At 51.9% G+C, this 20,427-nt stretch carries 16 protein-coding genes; 6 read left to right on the forward strand and 10 right to left on the reverse strand.

Features of this window, described 5'->3' with window-relative positions:
* The first annotated feature begins 201 nt into the window (after positions 1–201).
* Positions 202–711 (forward strand): SOS-induced cell division inhibitor SulA, encoded by a 510-nt coding sequence (gene sulA, locus J4685_RS16790; RefSeq protein ID WP_000288732.1) that lies wholly within the window; start codon positions 202–204, stop codon positions 709–711.
* Positions 712–1,067: 356 nt separating this feature from the next.
* Positions 1,068–2,120 (forward strand): porin OmpA, encoded by a 1,053-nt coding sequence (gene ompA / locus J4685_RS16795; RefSeq protein WP_001670727.1) that lies wholly within the window; start codon positions 1,068–1,070, stop codon positions 2,118–2,120.
* A gap of 71 nt (positions 2,121–2,191) precedes the next feature.
* On the opposite strand, the gene matP is transcribed toward ompA, so the two are convergent.
* Entirely contained in the window at positions 2,192–2,644 is a 453-nt protein-coding gene (matP, locus tag J4685_RS16800; RefSeq protein WP_000877172.1) for a macrodomain Ter protein MatP, read from the reverse strand.
* Positions 2,645–2,829: 185 nt separating this feature from the next.
* Between matP and J4685_RS16805 the strand changes: the two genes are divergently transcribed.
* Positions 2,830–4,590 carry a Lon protease family protein gene (locus J4685_RS16805; protein ID WP_000156454.1) on the forward strand — a complete coding sequence of 587 codons (1,761 nt, stop codon included), beginning with the start codon at positions 2,830–2,832 and terminating at the stop codon, positions 4,588–4,590.
* Positions 4,591–4,658: 68 nt separating this feature from the next.
* Positions 4,659–5,177, forward strand: coding sequence for a bifunctional 3-hydroxydecanoyl-ACP dehydratase/trans-2-decenoyl-ACP isomerase (gene fabA / locus J4685_RS16810; RefSeq protein WP_000227928.1), 519 nt, complete (start codon positions 4,659–4,661; stop codon positions 5,175–5,177).
* Positions 5,178–5,276: 99 nt separating this feature from the next.
* Here fabA and rmf read toward each other — a convergent pair whose 3' ends face one another.
* From rmf to rlmKL, 6 genes are all read right to left on the reverse strand, one after another.
* Positions 5,277–5,444, reverse strand: coding sequence for a ribosome modulation factor (gene rmf, locus J4685_RS16815; RefSeq protein WP_011233083.1), 168 nt, complete (start codon positions 5,442–5,444; stop codon positions 5,277–5,279).
* 255 nt (positions 5,445–5,699) lie between these two features.
* Positions 5,700–6,263, reverse strand: coding sequence for a membrane integrity-associated transporter subunit PqiC (gene pqiC, locus J4685_RS16820; RefSeq protein WP_000759136.1), 564 nt, complete (start codon positions 6,261–6,263; stop codon positions 5,700–5,702).
* Positions 6,260–7,900, reverse strand: coding sequence for an intermembrane transport protein PqiB (gene pqiB / locus J4685_RS16825; protein WP_000433413.1), 1,641 nt, complete (start codon positions 7,898–7,900; stop codon positions 6,260–6,262). Before pqiB ends, pqiC begins: the two co-directional genes overlap by 4 nt.
* Positions 7,901–7,904: 4 nt before the next feature.
* Positions 7,905–9,158, reverse strand: coding sequence for a membrane integrity-associated transporter subunit PqiA (gene pqiA / locus J4685_RS16830; protein ID WP_000333150.1), 1,254 nt, complete (start codon positions 9,156–9,158; stop codon positions 7,905–7,907).
* Between the two features lie 14 nt (positions 9,159–9,172).
* On the reverse strand, positions 9,173–11,080 hold the full coding sequence (locus J4685_RS16835) for an ABC transporter ATP-binding protein (RefSeq protein WP_000053034.1): 1,908 nt from the start codon (positions 11,078–11,080) through the stop codon (positions 9,173–9,175).
* Positions 11,081–11,092: 12 nt separating this feature from the next.
* Positions 11,093–13,201 (reverse strand): bifunctional 23S rRNA (guanine(2069)-N(7))-methyltransferase RlmK/23S rRNA (guanine(2445)-N(2))-methyltransferase RlmL, encoded by a 2,109-nt coding sequence (rlmKL, locus tag J4685_RS16840; RefSeq protein WP_001086485.1) that lies wholly within the window; start codon positions 13,199–13,201, stop codon positions 11,093–11,095.
* 98 nt (positions 13,202–13,299) lie between these two features.
* On the opposite strand from rlmKL, the gene J4685_RS16845 reads away from it, so the two are divergent.
* Positions 13,300–14,409, forward strand: coding sequence for a YcbX family protein (locus tag J4685_RS16845; RefSeq protein ID WP_000224085.1), 1,110 nt, complete (start codon positions 13,300–13,302; stop codon positions 14,407–14,409).
* Here J4685_RS16845 and zapC read toward each other — a convergent pair.
* The 3 genes from zapC to pepN all read right to left on the reverse strand — a co-directional run bounded on the left by zapC (position 14,406) and on the right by pepN (position 18,944).
* A complete protein-coding gene (gene zapC, locus J4685_RS16850) occupies positions 14,406–14,948 on the reverse strand; it encodes a cell division protein ZapC (RefSeq protein WP_001220671.1) in 543 nt (180 codons plus the stop codon). The two genes, J4685_RS16845 and zapC, sit on opposite strands and share 4 nt — an antisense overlap.
* Before the next feature lie 165 nt (positions 14,949–15,113).
* Entirely contained in the window at positions 15,114–16,124 is a 1,011-nt protein-coding gene (gene pyrD / locus J4685_RS16855; RefSeq protein WP_000291723.1) for a quinone-dependent dihydroorotate dehydrogenase, read from the reverse strand.
* Positions 16,125–16,331: 207 nt separating this feature from the next.
* Positions 16,332–18,944 (reverse strand): aminopeptidase N, encoded by a 2,613-nt coding sequence (gene pepN, locus J4685_RS16860; protein WP_000193786.1) that lies wholly within the window; start codon positions 18,942–18,944, stop codon positions 16,332–16,334.
* A gap of 266 nt (positions 18,945–19,210) precedes the next feature.
* On the opposite strand from pepN, the gene pncB reads away from it, so the two are divergent.
* Entirely contained in the window at positions 19,211–20,413 is a 1,203-nt protein-coding gene (pncB, locus tag J4685_RS16865) for a nicotinate phosphoribosyltransferase (RefSeq protein ID WP_000191406.1), read from the forward strand.
* The last annotated feature ends 14 nt before the right edge of the window (positions 20,414–20,427 follow it).

Here is a 20,427-nt window from a genome sequence, read left to right on the forward strand (position 1 = left end):
TCATAAAGTAAAAGAATGATTTGCAGTAACGGATCCGTTAATGACGAAAATAGGCAACTTATACTCCGCGAGCAAGATGATTTTTATTTTTGACGCCACTAAGAATAAAAATTGCGAGACAGTTTCCGAAAATAGAGTTGATCTTTCATCGCCACAGGGGTACTGTATGAATATACAGTAACTCACAGGGCTGGATTGATTATGTACACTTCAGGTTATGCAAATCGTTCTTCGTCATTTCCTACCACTACCCACAACGCTGCGCGCACCGCTACGGAAAATGCCGCGGCAGGACTGGTCAGTGAAGTTGTCTACCACGAAGACCAGCCCATGATGGCGCAACTCCTGCTTTTGCCTTTACTCCGTCAGTTAGGCCAACAATCACGCTGGCAGCTCTGGCTCACGCCGCAGCAAAAGCTCAGCCGTGAATGGGTACAGTCTTCAGGTTTGCCATTAACGAAAGTGATGCAAATTAGCCAGCTTGCGCCTCGTCATACGCTGGAGTCGATGATCCGCGCTTTGCGTACAGGAAATTACAGCGTGGTAATTGGTTGGATGACTGAAGAACTGACAGAAGAAGAACATGCCAGCCTGGTTGAAGCAGCGAAGGTAGGTAATGCGGTAGGGTTTATCATGCGCCCTGTACGTGCGCACGCTTTACCCAGGAGACAGCATTCCGGGCTAAAAATTCACTCTAATTTGTATCATTAAGTAAAATTAGGATTTATCCTGGACTTTTTTTTACGCGAACGTATCTCCTTTGAGTGCTAACTTTTTTTTTGCGAGAACGCTTGCCAGAAGCGGTTTCCGCAATTTTTGCTGTACGATTTATCATCTGAAACTGTTAAATGATGTGTATATCCGTCATGTTTTTTTCACATGTCTGACGGAGTTCACACTTGTAAGTTTCCAACTACGTTGTAGACTTTACATCGCCAGGGGTGCTCAGCATAAGCCGTAGATATCGGTAGAGTAACTATTGAGCAGATCCCCCGGTGAAGGATTTAACCGTGTTATCTCGTTGGAGATATTCATGGCGTATTTTGGATGATAACGAGGCGCAAAAAATGAAAAAGACAGCTATCGCGATTGCAGTGGCACTGGCTGGTTTCGCTACCGTAGCGCAGGCCGCTCCGAAAGATAACACCTGGTACGCTGGTGCTAAACTGGGCTGGTCTCAGTACCATGACACCGGCTTCATTAACAATGATGGCCCGACTCATGAAAACCAACTGGGCGCAGGTGCTTTTGGTGGTTACCAGGTTAACCCGTACGTTGGCTTTGAAATGGGCTACGACTGGTTAGGCCGTATGCCGTACAAAGGCGACAACATCAATGGCGCTTATAAAGCTCAGGGCGTTCAGTTGACCGCTAAACTGGGTTATCCAATCACTGACGATCTGGACGTTTATACCCGTCTGGGTGGTATGGTATGGCGTGCAGACACCAAGTCTAACGTCCCTGGCGGCCCGTCTACTAAAGACCACGACACCGGCGTTTCCCCGGTATTCGCGGGCGGTATCGAGTATGCCATCACCCCTGAAATCGCAACCCGTCTGGAATACCAGTGGACTAACAACATCGGTGATGCCAACACCATCGGCACCCGTCCGGACAACGGCCTGCTGAGCGTAGGTGTTTCCTACCGTTTCGGCCAGCAAGAAGCTGCTCCGGTAGTAGCTCCGGCACCGGCTCCGGCTCCGGAAGTACAGACCAAGCACTTCACTCTGAAGTCTGACGTACTGTTCAACTTCAACAAATCTACCCTGAAGCCGGAAGGCCAGCAGGCTCTGGATCAGCTGTACAGCCAGCTGAGCAACCTGGATCCGAAAGACGGTTCCGTTGTCGTTCTGGGCTTCACTGACCGTATCGGTTCTGACGCTTACAACCAGGGTCTGTCCGAGAAACGTGCTCAGTCTGTTGTTGATTACCTGATCTCCAAAGGTATTCCGTCTGACAAAATCTCCGCACGTGGTATGGGCGAATCTAACCCGGTTACCGGCAACACCTGTGACAACGTGAAACCTCGCGCTGCCCTGATCGATTGCCTGGCTCCAGATCGTCGCGTAGAGATCGAAGTTAAAGGCGTTAAAGACGTGGTAACTCAGCCGCAGGCTTAAGTTTCCGTCTGATAAAAAACCCCGCGTCGCGGGGTTTTTTGCTCTGGTCTGGGTGACAACGCCTTTCAGCGTTACTTCTTGCCTAATAACGCCTGTAAATCCTGCTTTAACGTGGTCATTTGCGTGGCATATTTCTCTTTATGCTCCGCGTCTTCTATCAGTTGCACAATCGTTTCGGATAATGTTTTACCGCGTCGCTGCGCAAGGCCCGCCAGACGCTGCCAGACCATAAACTCTAAATCGATAGATTTTTTGCGCGTATGCTGATGTTCCGCATTGAAGTGTCGTTTGCGTCTTGCCCGAATGGTTTGTTTCATCCGATTAAGCAAGGCAGGATTCATATGCCTGTCTATCCAGACATTTACCCGCACCGGTTCATTTTCGAGGGCCAACAACAAATTGACGGCTTCCTGGGCAGCACTGGCTTCCACGTAGCGGGTGATCAACTCCCCTTCGCGGTGCTTTTTCACCAGATATTTCCATTTCCAACCGCTTTCAAGATTTTCAAGTTGTTGATATTTCATTGTGATCCCAATGTTACCGTGTAACTGTTATCAGAATATCAGTTTTTTAGCCATCTGAAGAAAAGAATCTCGAACCTGTGAATGGTTACACGTCTTCATATTACTTTGCATTCGCTTTCCGCGTGTGCAGCGTGACGGGTTAGGCTATAATCCCCCCTTTTACAACAGACTAAAAAACCTCAACTTTGACCATTACGAAACTTGCATGGCGTGATCTGGTTCCGGATAGCGAAAGCTATCAGGAGATATTTGCACAGCCACACGCGACTGACGAAAACGACACCTTACTCAGTGATACTCAGCCACGACTGCAATTTGCGCTTGAGCAACTTATACAGCCGTGGGCATCATCCTCTTTTATGCTGACTAAAGCGCCTGAAGAGCAAGAGTATCTCACTTTACTTTCAGATGCCGTCCGCGCTCTGCAAACCGATGCCGGACAATTAACCGGCGGACATTATGACGTTTCCGGGCATACTGTTCATTACCGCGCCGCGCAGAATGCGCAAGACAACTTTGCCACCGTCACACAAGTCGTCAGCGCTGACTGGGTCGAAGCCGAACAGCTCTTTGGTTGCTTGCGGCAGTATAACGGCGACATTACCCTGCAACCGGGACTGGTTCATCAGGCGAACGGCGGCGTGCTGATTATTTCCTTACGAACCCTTCTGGCGCAGCCGTTACTATGGATGCGTCTGAAAGCCATCGTTAGCCGCGAGCGTTTTGACTGGGTGGCCTTTGACGAGTCGCGTCCATTACCGGTCTCCGTGCCATCAATGCCGCTCAAACTGAAGGTGATTCTGGTTGGCGAACGTGAATCACTGGCTGATTTTCAGGAGATGGAACCGGAGCTCGCGGAACAGGCTATCTACAGTGAATTTGAAGACAATTTACAGATAGCGGACGCAGAAGCTATGACCCTGTGGTGTCAATGGGTGACGCGTATCGCTTTACGCGATAATTTGCCGCCCCCGGCACCGGACGCCTGGCCCGTCCTGATACGCGAGGCTGTGCGCTATACCGGCGAACAGGATACGCTGCCTCTTTGCCCACTGTGGATAGCCCGCCAGTTTAAGGAGGCGTCGCCTTTATGCGAAGGCGATACCTGCGGCGCAGAAGCGCTCAGCCTGATGCTTGCCCGACGCGAATGGCGAGAAGGCTTTCTGGCGGAGCGGATGCAGGATGAGATTCTGCAAGAGCAGATCCTGATTGAAACCGAAGGCGAACGCGTTGGACAAATCAATGCGCTTTCCGTCATTGAGTTTCCCGGACATCCGCGCGCCTTTGGCGAACCGTCGCGAATTAGCTGTGTTGTGCATATCGGCGATGGCGAATTTAACGATATTGAGCGCAAGGCCGAACTTGGCGGGAATATCCACGCTAAGGGAATGATGATTATGCAGGCCTTCCTGATGTCGGAGTTGCAGCTGGAGCAACAAATTCCCTTCTCTGCCTCGTTAACCTTTGAGCAGTCCTACAGCGAAGTGGATGGCGATAGCGCCTCAATGGCGGAATTATGCGCGCTCATCAGCGCGCTGGCCAATGTGCCGGTGAATCAAAACATTGCGATTACCGGCTCGGTCGATCAGTTTGGTCGTGCGCAACCGGTGGGTGGGCTAAACGAAAAAATTGAAGGTTTCTTCGCCATCTGCGAGCAGCGGGAATTAAACGGTAAACAGGGCGTGATTATCCCTGCCGCCAATGTCCGCCATCTCAGTCTTAAATCTGAACTGCTGCAAGCGGTTAAAGAAGAGAAGTTCACTATCTGGGCGGTAGACGACGTGACCGACGCCTTACCGCTACTGTTAAATCTGGTGTGGGATGGCGAAGGTCAAACGACGTTGATGCAGACTATCCAGGAGCGTATCGCGCAGGCGACGCAACAGGAAGGCCGTCATCGTTTCCCGTGGCCATTACGTTGGCTGAACGCTTTTATTCCGAACTGATCGGACTTGTTCAGCGTACACGTGTTAGCTATCCTGCGTGCTTCAATAAAATAAGGTTTACATAAAACATGGTAGATAAACGCGAATCCTATACAAAAGAAGACCTTCTTGCCTCTGGTCGTGGTGAACTGTTTGGCGCTAAAGGGCCGCAACTCCCTGCGCCGAACATGCTGATGATGGACCGCGTCGTTAAGATGACCGAAACGGGCGGCAATTTCGACAAAGGCTATGTCGAAGCCGAGCTGGATATCAATCCGGATCTATGGTTCTTCGGATGCCACTTTATCGGCGATCCGGTGATGCCCGGTTGTCTGGGTCTGGATGCTATGTGGCAATTGGTGGGATTCTACCTGGGCTGGTTGGGCGGCGAAGGCAAAGGCCGCGCTCTGGGCGTGGGCGAAGTGAAATTTACCGGCCAGGTTCTGCCGACAGCCAGGAAAGTCACCTATCGCATTCATTTCAAACGTATCGTAAACCGTCGCCTGATCATGGGTCTGGCGGACGGTGAGGTTCTGGTGGATGGTCGTCTGATCTATACCGCACACGATTTGAAAGTCGGTTTGTTCCAGGATACTTCCGCGTTCTAAGTGTTGAATTGATATTCCGCGCTATCGGTATCATGCTTGCAAAGCCCATAAAGGCGAAACCTCCGCACTGCGGAGGTTTCTTTTTCTAAAGAGACAGAATCAGGCCATTACCGCCCTCTCCTCCATGGCTTGTCGCCAACCTCCCAACCAGTATGACCGTTGATTCAGCGTCTGATAGGGACACATTTCTTTTGATCGTCCGGCGATGCCGGCCTGATATCCACGTTGATGTGCCCGTTCCAGGCGATCTCGTTTTTGTCTCTTCATGCCTCGTTTCCCTCATATTTGTATCTGGTGGAAAAGAAAACAGTGATTACAAAATGTGCAATCACACTACACGAATACCTCTAAATGGATCGCCCGTCAATGCGCAAAATTCACACCAATGTCATATTTGTGAGCTATACGGTAAATCATTTGTACAAAAAATGTGAGCCATAACAACTATTTTTCCGGCGTCAAAAATAAAGAAACCGCCTCAGGCGCACGGCCTGAAGCGGTTAAATTTACATTACTTTTATCTCAGGGAAGGCGCTTTATCTCATCTGCGATAGCGGCTGCTTCCTGACTCCATGCGCTTGCCAGTACTTTGACCATCTCATCATAGCCATCTTTCTGCTGACTGGCTTCGATATGGAAAGGCCGCTTAATCAGCTGTCCATTGTGGTTTAATAACCACTCCCCGCTGACGATAACCTTACCATCGTAGCGTCCATGGAATCCGGTTACGGTAACGTTTAACGTATCCTGGGTGGTTCCCAACGGCTGGGAAGCGACGACCCAGCCAGGAAGCCGGGCGCTAAGATTCGCCACCAGCGTGTTACGTAATTGCTGGTCCAGCGGGCTGGCCCACAGATTGTTATTGGCAATCACATACTGGACATCACTGGTTTGATACACCACGCCGTTACCTGCCAGATAGTCAGGTACGGAAACCTGCTCTACCCATAAGAGACGGTTGCCCTGGCTTGCGGTGCTTTGCACACCGCTTTGCGCTATCGGGAGCTGATAATAGCTTTTATTCTCTCCGCCGGAGCTACATGACGCCAGCCAGAACGCCATTATCACGACTAGCCATTTTTTCATTGTTTCGCCCTCTTAGGCTCAGGATCTTTTTTATCCTTCGCTTCAAATACCAGCGCGTTGCTCTTCTCGTTCAGAGTTTTCAACACCGGTTGTAACTCACGAAGCACCTGATCGAGACGCTGCATATCCGCCACCATTTTGTTATACGCCGCCGATCCAGGCTGGAAGCCTTGCATACTGCGGTTAAGTTCGCGTAACGTCGTTTGCATATCTGCCGGAAGCTGCTGCATCGACTGACTGGAGATAATCTTGTTCATATTATCCAGCGTGGTTTGCAGCCGACGCATAGTACGCTGGCTTTCCGACAGCGTATTGGTCGCTTGTTCAATCATCGGATTCAGCGGCAGGTTGTTGATCTTATCCAACGTTTCCACCAGTCGCTGTTGAATTTGCGCCAGACCGCTGCTGACGGTGGGAATAATTTCATAACCATCAAATTCGCGTAGCCCGGTAATCGGCGGCTCCTTAGGATAAAAGTCCAGATCGACATACAGCGCCCCGGTCACCAGGTTACCGGTTTTAAGCGAAGCGCGTAAACCGCGCTTAAGCAGTTCCGTCAAATGCGCGCCAACATCCGCATTTTCTCCCAATTGCGCTTTCAGACGCTCCGGTTCAATGCGCACCAGCACAGGAATACGGTAATCGTCGTTAAATACCTGGCGCATTTTAGACGCAAAGAAAGGCACTTTGCTTACCGTCCCCAGACGAATACCGCGGAACTCCAGCGGCGCGCCGGGTTGTAATCCGCGCACCGAATCTTTAAAGAACATCAGGTAATCGATATGATCGGTGTACAGCGAATCCTGAATACTTTTTTGATCGTCGTAGAGATTAAACGCCGTTTTTTCGGCGACGGGTTGCCCCTGCTCAAGTCCTTCCGGCACATCAAAACTCACGCCGCCGCCAAACAACGTCGTCAACGATCCCATTTCCACGCGCATTCCCGCCGATGTCAGATCCACAGCGATACCGCTATCTTTCCAGAATCGGACATTACTGGTGACCAATCGATCGTTTGGCGCCTTAATGAACAACTGATAACTCATTGTCCGTTTTTGCGGATCGAAAGAGCTGGTTTCAACGGATCCTACCCGATAACCCCGGAACAGAACGGGATCGCCAGGACTGAGCTGACCGGCCTTTTTGCTGTCCAGAATCACACGAATACCTTTGGCATCGGGCGGCGCCAACGGCGGTGAGTCAAGAAGCTGATAGCTTTCCGGCTGACTGCCCTTACTTCCTGGTTGTAGTTCAATATACGCGCCTGATAGCAGCGTCCCAAGCCCGCTGATGCCTTCACGCCCCACCTGCGGTTTTACGACCCAAAATACCGAGTCTTTATGCAGCAACTTCTCCATACCGGAATGAAGCCGTGCTTTGATTTGTACATGGGTCAGATCGTCAGTCAGCGTCGCGCTTTCAACCACGCCGACATCCACGCTGCGACTTTTGATCGTCGTTTTTCCGCCTTCAATGCCTTCCGCATTGGTGGTAATTAAGGTAACTTCCGGTCCCTGGTGGCTGTAGTGATAAAACAGAATCCAGGCTCCGATAAGCGCAGTAACAATCGGGAATATCCAGACAGGCGACCAATTTTTCACCTTTTGTACTTTGGCTTCCCCTTTTTTAGGTTCCATGCTATCAGGACTCCTCATGGCCTGGTTCGTATTCACGATCCCACGACAGACGCGGATCAAAGGTCATCGCAGAAAACATTGTCATTATGACGACTAAAGCAAACATCAACGCACCCATCGCAGGATAAATATTCATTAACCCTCCCATACGCACCAGCGCAGAGAGTACGGCAATGACAAAGACATCAATCATTGACCAGCGCCCCACAAACTCCACTACTTCATAAATAAAATGCATCCGTTCACTGTCGCGCTTACCGTGGCCTTTCGCATCCCAACAAAGCCAGGCAATGGCGAACATTTTTAGCGTCGGCACCATAATACTGGCAAGAAAGATAACCGCCGCCACCGGATAAGACCCCTCGCTCCACAGCAAAATCACGCCAGCCAGAATGGTCGACGGCATTTTCGAGCCCAGTAAGTCAGTAATCATAATCGGCAAAATATTGGCGGGCAGATAAAGCATGATCGAGGTAAATAATAACGCCAGCGTCCACTGCAAACTGTTTTTACGCCGGACATAGCCTTTCGTATGGCAACGCGGACAGACGAGACTCTCCGCAGGCAGGATCGCCGTACAGCAGGCGCAAGAACGCAAAGACTGCCGAATACCGGTAATCCCCGGCGTTAACGGCTGCGCCAGTGCAGGCTGCGGGGCGATATCATCCCACAGCCAGCGGCGATCGACACACTGGAACGCCCGCAGTTGAACGAGACAAAATAAGCACCAGGGAATAAAACTGCTGCCGATGCCGATATCGCCGTAGGCCATCAGCTTAACAAAACTGACCAACACCCCGGCGAGAAATATTTCCGCCATTCCCCACGATTTGAGGAGGAAAAAGATCCTTGCCAGCGTTTTTTTTACCGACAACGGCAGACTGGCGCGGTTGACAAGTAATAGAATGGTCACCAGGCAAAATGCCGGCACCAGTTGGACAAATAATAAAAAGAACGTGCCGAGGCTGGCGTAATCTTCAGAAAACATGACGCCGGGGATTTCCAGAAGCGTGACTTCGCTGGTGACGCCCGCGACATTCATATTCACGAAGGGAAAAAGGTTAGAAAGCAGCAACATAAATAGTGCCGCTAACGCATAGGCGGTAGGACGCTGCCGGGGCGCGTCCCACTCGGTCGTTAACGTTGCGCCGCATCGTGGACATGCTGCTTTTTGCCCATGCGAGAGGCGGGGTAAAGCCACCAGCATGTCACATTGCGGGCACAATATGTGCTTCGCAGCATGGTGATGTTCACACATAGGCGCTCCTTTCGTTATGCCCCGTTTTTCAGGCCTTCAAGATACTCCCAACGTTCGAAGGCTTGCTCAAGTTCTTGCTCCGTCTGACTTAAATCGGCCAGAACTTTCTGCGTTTGCTCATGGGGTTGGCTAAAAAAGGCCGCATCCGCAACCTGCGCCTGTAGCGCTTCCAGCTTCGCTTCCAGGTCTTCAAGCTGACCGGGTAACTGCTCCAGCTCGCGCTGCAGTTTATAGCTTAGTTTGCTACTGCCACGTTTTACAATTTCTGCTTTAGGGGCAATAACTTCCTCATTTTTTTTCGCCACTGGCTGTTTCGTCGCCAGATGCTGCTCTTGCTGCGCGCGCGCATCATGGTAGCCGCCAATATAACGTCCGATTTTGCCGCCGCCCTCGAAAATCCAGCATTCCGTCACGGTATTATCGACAAATTGCCGATCGTGGCTGACCAGTAGTACCGTGCCCTGATAGCCATCAATTAATTCTTCTAATAGTTCCAGCGTTTCGACGTCAAGATCGTTCGTTGGTTCATCGAGAATTAAAAGATTGCTCGGCTTGAGGAACAGTCGCGCCAGCAGCAGACGGTTACGTTCGCCGCCGGAAAGCGCGCGGACGGGCGTCATCGCCCGTTTGGGGTGAAACAGGAAGTCCTGCAAATAGCCCAGTACATGGCGCGGCTTACCGTTTACCATCACCTCTTGCTTGCCTTCCGCAAGGTTATCCATCACGGTTTTTTCCGGGTCCAGTTCGGCGCGATGCTGATCGAAGTAGGCGACTTCCAGCTTCGTTCCTACGTGGATGCGCCCACTGTCAGCCTGAAGCTGTCCCAGCATCAGTTTCAGTAGCGTGGTTTTACCGCAGCCGTTCGGGCCAATTAACGCAATCTTGTCACCGCGCTGTACCTGAGCGGAGAAATCTTTTACCAGTTGTTTTCCTTCTACCTGGTAATCGACGTTTTCCATCTCAAAAACGATTTTACCGGAGCGCGCCGCCTCTTCGACCTGCATCTTCGCCGTGCCCATCACTTCCCGGCGCTCGCTGCGTTCACGACGCATCGCTTTTAACGCCCGCACGCGCCCTTCATTACGGGTGCGGCGCGCCTTGATACCCTGGCGAATCCAGACTTCTTCCTGCGCCAGTTTGCGATCAAATTCCGCGTTTTGTAATTCTTCTACGCGCAGCGCTTCTTCTTTCTCCAGCAGGTATTGATCGTAATTTCCCGGATAAGTAACCAGTTTGCCACGATCGAGATCGACAATGCGGGTCGCCATATTACGAATAAACGAACGATCGTGAGAGATAAAAATAATCGTTCCGTTAAAGGTTTTCAGAAACCCTTCCAGCCAGTCGATAGTTTCGATATCCAGATGGTTAGTCGGTTCATCCAGTAACAATACGCGCGGATTGCTGACCAGCGCCCGACCCAGCGCGGCTTTACGCAGCCAGCCGCCGGAGAGCGACGACAGCGCGGCGTTAGGATCGAGTCCAAGCTGCGCCAGCACTTCATTAATACGGTTTTCCAGCTGCCACAGATTATGATGATCGAGCTGTTCCTGTACGCGCGCCATTTCATTGAGGTTTTTCTCGCTGGGAGCGGTCATCACCAAACGGGAAATCTCATGATAGCGCTTGAGGTATTCCGCTTGTTCTTCGATACCTTCGGCGACAAAGTCATAGACGCTGCCCGCAATATTACGGGGCGGATCCTGTTGCAGACGCGCGACGATCAGATCCTGTTCATAAATAATACGCCCATCGTCCAGACCCTGTTCGCGGTTGAGGATCTTCATCAAGGTGGATTTCCCGGCGCCGTTACGCCCCACCAGACAGACGCGTTCGTTATCTTCGATATGCAACTCTGCGTTATCGAGAAGCGGCGCGTCGCTGAACGACAGCCATGCGCCATGCATACTGATTAATGACATTTACTTTTCCTTTCAGGCGGCGCGGATCAGCCAGCAGTTATGGATCTGACGGTTACGGGCAAAATCCGGGGAAAGCGTTTTTTGCGTAATTTCTTGTGCGGTAAGCCCCAGCTCAGCCAGCCCTTCCAGATCCATACGGAATCCGCGCTTATTATTTGAGAACATGATGGTGCCGCCTTTACGCAGCAGACGTTTTAAATCTTTCATTAACGCGACATGATCGCGCTGAACATCAAACGACTCTTCCATACGTTTTGAGTTAGAGAACGTCGGCGGATCGATAAAGATCAAATCGAACTGTTCATTCGCCTCGCGCAGCCAGCCCAGGCAGTCGGCCTGAATCAGGCGATGCGCGCGGCCGCTCAGTCCGTTCAGACGCAAATTACGTTCGGCCCACTCCAGATAGGTGCGGGACATATCCACCGTTGTGGTGCTGCGCGCGCCGCCCAGACCCGCATGTACGCTGGCGCTGCCGGTATAAGAAAAGAGATTCAGGAAATCTTTGCCTTTGCTCATTTCTCCCAGCATTCTGCGGGCAATACGGTGATCGAGGAACAGACCGGTGTCGAGATAATCCGTCAGATTTACCCATAAGCGCGCATTATATTCGCTGACCTCAAGGAACTCGCCCTTCTCGCTCATTTTCTGATACTGGTTTTTTCCTTTTTGCCGTTCGCGGGTTTTTAACACCAGTTTATTCGGCGGAATACCGAGCACTGACAAGGTTGCCGCAATAATATCGAACAGGCGCTGCCGCGCTTTTTGCGCATCCACCGTTTTCGGCGGCGCATATTCCTGAATCACCGCCCAGTCGCCGTAACGGTCTACCGCCACGTTATATTCCGGCAGGTCGGCATCATACAAGCGATAGCATTCAATCCCTTCCTGGCGCGCCCATTTCTCCAGCTTTTTAAGATTTTTACGCAGGCGATTAGCGTAATCTTCCGCCACCGTCGCCGGCTTACTGTCCGCCGTGGTTTCCGCAATATGATAGTTTTTCTGCACGCAGTCCAGCGGGCCATTCTTGGCTTTAAACTGTTTGTCGGCACGTAATTGCAGGCTGCCCAGCAAATCGGGCGAAGCGCTGAACAGCGACAGGTTCCAGCCGCCAAACTGATTTTTCATGGTACGACCCAACAGGCTGTGCAACGCAATCAGCGCCGGTTCGCTGTCCAGACGTTCGCCGTAAGGCGGGTTACTGATCACCGTACCATACGGGCCTTTCGGCAATGGATTACTCAGTTGCGCCACATCTTTCACTTCAAAGGTGATAAGCTCCCCGATACCGGCGCGACGGGCGTTGCTGCGCGCCCGCTCAATGACACGCGCATCGCTGTCGGAACCGTAGAAATGAGAGGAATACTCCGCCAGCCCCTTACGCGCCCGGGTCTGCGCTTCGGCTTTCACTTCCTGCCAGATAGTCTCGTCATGCTGCGCCCAGCCGCTAAATCCCCAGTGACCACGGTGCAGGCCCGGCGCGCGATCGGTCGCCCACATCGCGGCCTCAATCAACAGTGTCCCCGAACCACACATAGGGTCGAGCAGCGGCGTACCTGGCTGCCAGCCGGAACGCATAACAATCGCTGCCGCCAGCGTCTCTTTAATTGGCGCCAGCCCGGTGCGATCGCGATAACCGCGCAGGTGCAGGCCATCACCACTGAGATCCAGCGCAATGCTGGCCGTTTCTTTATTCAGCCAGACGTTAATACGGAGGTCCGGCGATTCGCGGTCCACATTTGGACGCGGAAGATTTTTCCGCGTAAACGCATCGACAATCGCGTCTTTAACTTTCATCGCGCCATACTGACTATTACGGATGGTGTCGTTCAGGCCGCTGAAATGCACCGCAAACGTCGCGCCAGGATTAAAAATCTCTGTCCAGTTTATCGCCTGAACGCCGAGGTAAAGATCGAGATCGCTGTAGACCTTGCACTCACCCATCGGCAGGATAATACGCGAGGCCAGGCGGCTCCACATCAGGCTCTGGTAAATAAGCCGCGTGTCGCCCTGAAAATGGACCCCACCCTGAACAACCTGACACCCTACGGCGCCCAGTTTTTCCAGTTCAGTTTTTAACAGCTCTTCCAGCCCGCGGGCCGTACTGGCAAACAGAGAATTCATATTGTCACTTTTACGCTAAGAAAATTGTTGCGCATTATAGCTAATCTCACGCCCATGTCATAAAGTTGAAGGCTTATTTTCATTTGAGGGACTGTACGGTGGCGACGTTATCACGGCTCTTTATTCATCCGGTCAAATCCATGCGCGGCATTGGCCTGACTCATGCGCTGGCAGATATCAGCGGCCTGGCTTTTGATCGCATCTTCATGGTAACCGAGTCTGACGGCACATTTATTACCGCCCGCCAGTTTCCACAAATGGTACGTTTTACCCCCTCTCCCTTACACGACGGCCTCCATTTGACCGCGCCAGACGGCAGCAGCGCGCTGGTTCGCTTTACGGATTTCACCCCGCAGGATGCGCCGACCGAGGTCTGGGGAAATCATTTTACCGCTCGCGTCGCCCCGACGGCGATTAATCAATGGTTGAGCGGCTTTTTCTCCCGCGATGTCCAGTTGCGCTGGGTTGGGCCGCAGTTGACGCGCCGGGTTAAACGGCATAACGCGGTGCCGCTGGGATTTGCCGATGGCTACCCGTATTTATTGACCAACGAAGCCTCACTGCGCGATCTGCAACAGTGTTGTCCGGCAGGCGTACAAATGGAGCAATTTCGCCCAAACTTAGTGGTTTCCGGCGTAGCGGCCTGGGAGGAAGATAGCTGGAAAGTGCTTCGCATTGGCGATGTGATTTTTGACGTCGTGAAGCCCTGTAGCCGCTGTATTTTTACGACCGTCAGCCCTGAAAAGGGGCAAAAACATCCTTCCGGAGAACCGCTGGCGACACTGCAAGCTTTTCGTACCGCCCAGGACAATGGTGATGTGGATTTCGGTCAGAATCTGATTGCCCGCAATAGCGGCGTCATTCGCGTCGGCGATGAAGTGGAGATTCTGGCGACTGCCCCGGCAAAAGCTTATGGCGCCACAACGGTCGACGACAGCGTTACGCCAGATAAACACCCGGACGCGAGTGTAACCATCGACTGGCAGGGGCAAACCTTCTGCGGGAATAATCAACAGGTACTACTGGAACAGTTGGAGAATCAGGGGATTCGTATTCCGTATTCTTGCCGGGCTGGTATCTGTGGTTGCTGCCGGATACGTTTGCTGGAAGGCGAAGTAAGTCCGCTGAAAAAATCGGCTATGGGTGACGATGGTACGATTCTGAGCTGTAGCTGCGTGCCTAAGACCGCGTTACGACTGGAAAATTAAACCGCTTGTTCAAGGCTGAAACTGTGACAGTGAACCTGCGGTTTCAGCCTGTCGTTCATAATTTTAATCGCATCGCCAAGCTGCATGGTTCGGCCTGCTATCACCACGCCCGGCTGGGCCAGCAGACACAGCGCGGCATTTTCTCCCGGCTCAACGACCAGCAAATTAACCTGTTCCGCCGTATCGCTTAACCAGACGCTTGCGGCATCGCCCGTTCCCGGGGTCCACATTTCGCCATGCGCCACAAAATGCCAGCTTTTTGGCATCTGCGGTTTGAGATAGCGAATCGCCACCAGCGCATTCAACACCAGCTCCGCGCGTTGCTCTTTGGTTAATTCGAAATCCCGGCATTTTTCTTCAAAGGAAAAATAGAGCGCGGCATCATCCACACAAAAACCGGTCGGGCAAAACGCGTCCGGCGTAAGCATTTTACGAGAGAAGCGCGAGCGAAAAAGCATACCATTGGCGAGATCGAGCATCATACGATCGTGCTCTTCATCATAATACCAGCGCCAGTTATCGTCAGGTTTAATTCGCATTACCTCTCTCCCGCTTTTAAGCAACTCGTAACAGCATTGCCCTTTTGCCGCTTCGTTTATTACCCCAATAATAAAAGCCTAAAATGTCTAAATAAGCAACAGTGGAGAAATATAAAACAACCAGCGCCGGAAATAAAGCCCTGGTTGTCTGATAAAGGCTAAAGTTTAGATGTGCGTTACGATTTCTTTAATCAATGGCGGGCCTTTAAAAATAAAGCCGGAATAAATTTGTACCAGCGTAGCTCCTGCCGCTATCTTCTCGCGCGCGGCGATAACTGAGTCAATGCCGCCGACGCCGATAATAGGCAATTGTCCCTTTAACTCCTGGGATAAACGGCGAATAATTTCTGTGCTTTTTAATTGTAATGGCCGGCCACTTAATCCCCCCGTTTGCTGGCAATTTTTCATTCCTTGTACCAGAGAACGATCGAGGGTGGTATTTGTCGCAATCACCCCATCAATATTATGACGAAGCAGGCTATCGGCAACCTGGATCAATTCTTCTTCACAAAGATCCGGCGCGATCTTTACTGCCACCGGCACATATTTATGGTGGATCGCCTGAAGATCGTTTTGCTTATTTTTAATGGCAGTTAACAGATCGTCCAGCGCATCGCCATACTGGAGCGTACGTAGCCCTGGCGTATTCGGCGAAGAAATATTAATGGCGATATAACCCGCATAAGCATAGACTTTTTCCATACAAATCAGGTAGTCATCTTTGCCATTTTCGACAGGTGTATCTTTATTTTTACCGATGTTAATTCCCAGAATACCATCAAAATGGGCTTTTTTAACATTCTCGACCAGGTTATCGACGCCCAGATTATTAAAGCCCATTCGATTGATGAGACCTTCAGCATCCACCAGACGAAAAAGACGCGGCTTATCGTTACCCGGCTGTGGGCGCGGCGTCACGGTGCCGATTTCCAGGGAGCCAAACCCCATCGCGCCTAACGCGTCGATGCACTCCCCGTCTTTATCCAGACCGGCAGCCAACCCCAGTGGATTTTTAAAGGTAAGTCCCATGCAGGTAACCGGCTTTGTCGGTACTTTCTGGCGCACCAGCGCTTCCAGCGGCGTACCTGTAATGCGGCGTAATTGTTGAAATGTAAATTCATGAGCGCGCTCTGGATCGAGCTGGAAAAGGGCTTTACGAACGAAGGGATAGTACATGAACTCTCCTGGATTCCCGGTGTGCAAACCGGGGGCGTATTATGGGCGATAACAAGGCAAAAGGGAATTGACCTACGGCAATAAATAGCAATCGTTTTCCTTCATTCTCACTTCACGTTTCGCCAGGGAGCGTCATCGTCCGGCAAAAAAATACCCGGCAGCGCTAACGCTTACCGGGCATGTCTTACCTCTTTATAACGGATACTGTCAGGCTAACGCTTTAGTTATCTTCTCGTACAGATCGCCGGAAAGATTCTCCAGTCCTTTTAACTGCTCCAGCGCCGCGCGCATTTTCTCCTGACGCTTATCATCATAACGTTTCAGACGAATCAGCGGTTCAATGAGGCGAGATGCTACCTGCGGGTTACGGCTATTCAGATCGGTCAGCATCTCGACCAGGAACTGGTATCCGCTACCGTCTTGCGCATGGAACGCCGCCGGGTTGCTGCCAGCAAACGCGCCAATTAATGAACGGATGCGGTTCGGGTTGCTCATACTGAAAGAACGGTGTTTGAGCAGGCCGCGTACGGTTTCCAGTACATTTTCCGCCGGGCTTGTGGATTGCAGGATAAACCATTTATCCATCACCAGGCCGTCCTGATGCCACTTATCGTCATACTCCTGCATCAGCGTATCGCGGCACGGCAACTGCGCCGCCACCGCAGCAGACAGGGCCGCCAGCGCATCGGTCATATTATTGGCGTCGCGATACTGTTTGCTGACCAGCGTATTAGCCAGCTCCGTCTCGCCGAACGCCAGGAAGCGCAGGCAAGCATTGCGCAGCGTGCGCTTACCGATATCGCCGTGATCAACACGATACTCATCCAGATGATTGGCGTTATAGATAGCCAGGAACTCATCCGCCAGTTCTGCCGCCAGCGTACGCGTTAGCGCTTCACGAACTTGCGCAATGGCGATCGGGTCAATGACCTCAAACAGCTCCGCAATTTCATTGGCCGAAGGCAGCGTTAAAATTTCTGCGGCCAACGCCGGATCGATTTTCTCATCCAACAGTACTGCGCGGAACGCATCAGCGACATGCACCGGAAGCGATAGCGGTTGCCCCTGCTGATGACGCGCCACATTCAGTTTAATGTATGTGGCCAGCAGGCTTTGCGCCGCATCCCAACGGGAGAAATCATTGCGCGCATGGCGCATCAGGAACGTCAACTGCTGATCGCTCCATTTATATTCCAGTTTCACCGGCGCTGAAAACTCGCACAGCAAGGCCGGAACAGGCTGGAAGTAGACATTATCGAAGGTAAATGTCTGCTCCGCCTGCGTGACGTTCAGCAAGGCATTGACCGGATGACCACCTTTTTGCAACGGAATGACGTTGCCTTCGTTATCGTACAGTTCGATGGCGAATGGAATATGCAGCGGCTGCTTCTCCGCCTGATCCGCCGTCGCCGGAGTGCGCTGGCTGATGGTCAACGTGTACTGCTCGGTTTCCGGATTATAATCATCTTTTACCGTTACAATCGGCGTGCCGGACTGACTGTACCAGCGGCGGAAATGGGACAAATCGACATTAGAAGCATCTTCCATCGCCTGTACGAAGTCATCACACGTCGCGGCGCTGCCGTCATGGCGCTCAAAATAAAGCTGCATCCCTTTCTGGAAATTTTCCTCACCCAGCAACGTGTGGATCATGCGAATGACTTCCGCACCCTTTTCATAAACGGTGAGGGTGTAGAAGTTATTCATTTCGATTACTTTATCCGGGCGGATAGGATGCGCCATCGGGCTGGCGTCTTCCGCGAATTGTAAACCGCGCATGGTACGTACGTTACTGATGCGGTTCACCGCGCGTGACCCCAAATCAGAGCTAAACTCCTGATCGCGGAACACGGTTAGCCCCTCTTTAAGGCTCAACTGGAACCAGTCGCGGCAGGTGACGCGGTTGCCGGTCCAGTTGTGGAAATACTCATGGCCTATCACGCGCTCAATATCGAGATAATCTTTATCCGTCGCGGTATCGGTTCGCGCCAGCACGTATTTGGAGTTAAAGATATTGAGACCTTTATTCTCCATCGCGCCCATATTAAAGAAATCCACCGCGACAATCATATAGATGTCGAGGTCATATTCGAGCCCAAAACGCGCTTCATCCCATTTCATGGAATTTTTCAGCGAGGTCATTGCCCACGGCGCGCGATCCAGATTGCCACGGTCAACGTACAGTTCTAATGCGACTTCACGCCCGGAGCGGGTGGTAAAGGTATCGCGCAGCACGTCAAAATCACCGGCCACCAGCGCAAACAGATAACACGGTTTCGGGAACGGATCTTGCCACTGAACCCAGTGACGGCCATTCTCCAGTTCACCCTGCGCAACACGGTTGCCATTGGAAAGCAGGAACGGATATTTGCTTTTATCGGCAATAATTTTGGTGGTAAATCGCGCCAGTACGTCCGGGCGGTCAAGATACCAGGTAATATGGCGGAAGCCCTCCGCTTCACACTGGGTACAGAGCGCATCGCCGGACTGGTACAATCCTTCCAGCGCCGTATTCGCCGCCGGACTTATCTCGTTGACAATGCGTAACGTAAAACGCTCTGGCAGGTCGCTGATGATAAGCGCGCCCTCTTCTTCCTTATATACTGTCCACGGCGCATCGTTGACGTGGATAGATACCAGCGTTAAATCTTCCCCATCAAGGCGAAGAGGCGCATCAGGCGCGCCATGACGAACAGCCTGGCTTATTGCGGTGACCACGGTTTTTTCGGCATCGAGGTCAAAGGTCAAGTCAATATCAGTAATCTGGTAATCCGGCGCGCGATAGTCATGGCGGTATTTGGCTTGTGGCTGTTGTGTCATAAAAAACCTTTCGCATCTTTGTGTAGAGTGTCGACTCCAGTCTATTCCTGTTGCGCAAATCGCGCTACGCAGAATGTTCATCTTTTCAGGCACAAACGGCCTATTTGCTACATTTTTATAACATGGGGCACGAAATGCGCTCGACCCTAAAGACAGCTTATGGTGTGATCGGGGTTCAATAAATCGCTAAACAAGGTATACTCCAGCTGTTTTCTTAGTTGTTTATTGTACTAAACGCTCCCGTGAGAGGACGCAACAGCGCACCTATGACACAATTCGCTTCTCCTGTTCTGCACTCGTTGCTGGATACAGATGCTTATAAGTTGCATATGCAGCAAGCCGTTTTTCACCACTACTATGATGTGCAGGTAGCGGCTGAGTTTCGTTGCCGTGGCGACGACCTGCTGGGTATTTATGCCGATGCTATTCGCGAGCAGGTGGACGCGATGCAGCACCTGCGCCTCCAGGAGGACGAGTTCCAGTGGCTCTCCGGCCTGCCCTTTTTTAAACCGGATTATCTGAACTGGTTACGCGAGTTTCGCTATAACCCAGCTCAAGTCTGTGTCACCAACGATAACGGCAAGCTGAATATTCGCTTAACCGGCCCGTGGCGTGAAGTCATTATGTGGGAAGTGCCGCTGCTGGCCGTGATCAGTGAGCTGGTTCATCACTACCGCTCGCCAAACGCAGGCGTTGATCAGGCGCTCGACGCGCTGGAAAGTAAGCTGGTTGATTTCACTGCGTTAACCGCCAATCTCGATATGTCCCGCTTCCATCTGATGGACTTCGGCACCCGCCGCCGTTTCTCTCGTGAAGTGCAGCAGGCGATAGTTAAACGTCTCCAGCAGGAGTCATGGTTCGTCGGCACCAGCAACTATGATCTCGCGCGTCGCCTGGCGCTGACGCCGATGGGCACTCAGGCGCACGAATGGTTCCAGGCGCATCAACAAATCAGTCCGGACCTGGCGACCAGTCAGCGTGCCGCGTTGGCCGCCTGGCTTAACGAATATCCGGACCAGCTTGGTATCGCCTTGACAGATTGCATTACAATGGATGCGTTTTTACGCGATTTCGGCATTGAATTCGCCAGCCGTTATCAGGGGTTACGCCACGACTCAGGAGACCCTGTCGCATGGGGCGAAAAGGCGATTGCCCATTATGAAAAGCTGGGGATTGATCCGCTGACAAAAACGCTGGTCTTTTCAGATAACCTTGATCTGCAAAAGGCGGTCGAGCTCTATCGCCATTTCGCCTCTCGCGTGCAGTTAAGCTTCGGCATCGGTACCCGCCTGACCTGCGATATCCCTCAGGTAAAACCGCTCAATATCGTGATTAAACTCGTGGAATGTAACGGAAAGCCGGTGGCTAAACTTTCCGACAGCCCCGGTAAAACGATCTGTCATGATAAAGCGTTTGTGCGCGCGCTGCGTAAAGCGTTCGATCTCCCGCAGGTGCGTAAAGCAAGTTAACCATGCCTGTGCGA

The sequence above is a fragment of the Salmonella sp. 32100201201700099SM genome, from assembly GCF_017572645.1.
GTDB lineage: Bacteria > Pseudomonadota > Gammaproteobacteria > Enterobacterales > Enterobacteriaceae > Salmonella > Salmonella enterica.

Coding starts and splice junctions, on each gene's coding strand:
- rmf (WP_011233083.1), bottom strand. CDS start 5,444: ATGAAGAGACAAAAACGAGATCGCCTGGAACGGGCACATCAACGTGGA.
- J4685_RS16835 (WP_000053034.1), bottom strand. CDS start 11,080: ATGTCATTAATCAGTATGCATGGCGCATGGCTGTCGTTCAGCGACGCG.
- pepN (WP_000193786.1), bottom strand. CDS start 18,944: ATGACACAACAGCCACAAGCCAAATACCGCCATGACTATCGCGCGCCG.
- pqiC (WP_000759136.1), bottom strand. CDS start 6,263: ATGAAAAAATGGCTAGTCGTGATAATGGCGTTCTGGCTGGCGTCATGT.
- pqiB (WP_000433413.1), bottom strand. CDS start 7,900: ATGGAACCTAAAAAAGGGGAAGCCAAAGTACAAAAGGTGAAAAATTGG.
- matP (WP_000877172.1), bottom strand. CDS start 2,644: ATGAAATATCAACAACTTGAAAATCTTGAAAGCGGTTGGAAATGGAAA.
- pncB (WP_000191406.1), top strand. CDS start 19,211: ATGACACAATTCGCTTCTCCTGTTCTGCACTCGTTGCTGGATACAGAT.
- fabA (WP_000227928.1), top strand. CDS start 4,659: ATGGTAGATAAACGCGAATCCTATACAAAAGAAGACCTTCTTGCCTCT.
- pqiA (WP_000333150.1), bottom strand. CDS start 9,158: ATGTGTGAACATCACCATGCTGCGAAGCACATATTGTGCCCGCAATGT.
- pyrD (WP_000291723.1), bottom strand. CDS start 16,124: ATGTACTATCCCTTCGTTCGTAAAGCCCTTTTCCAGCTCGATCCAGAG.
- zapC (WP_001220671.1), bottom strand. CDS start 14,948: ATGCGAATTAAACCTGACGATAACTGGCGCTGGTATTATGATGAAGAG.
- rlmKL (WP_001086485.1), bottom strand. CDS start 13,201: ATGAATTCTCTGTTTGCCAGTACGGCCCGCGGGCTGGAAGAGCTGTTA.
- sulA (WP_000288732.1), top strand. CDS start 202: ATGTACACTTCAGGTTATGCAAATCGTTCTTCGTCATTTCCTACCACT.
- ompA (WP_001670727.1), top strand. CDS start 1,068: ATGAAAAAGACAGCTATCGCGATTGCAGTGGCACTGGCTGGTTTCGCT.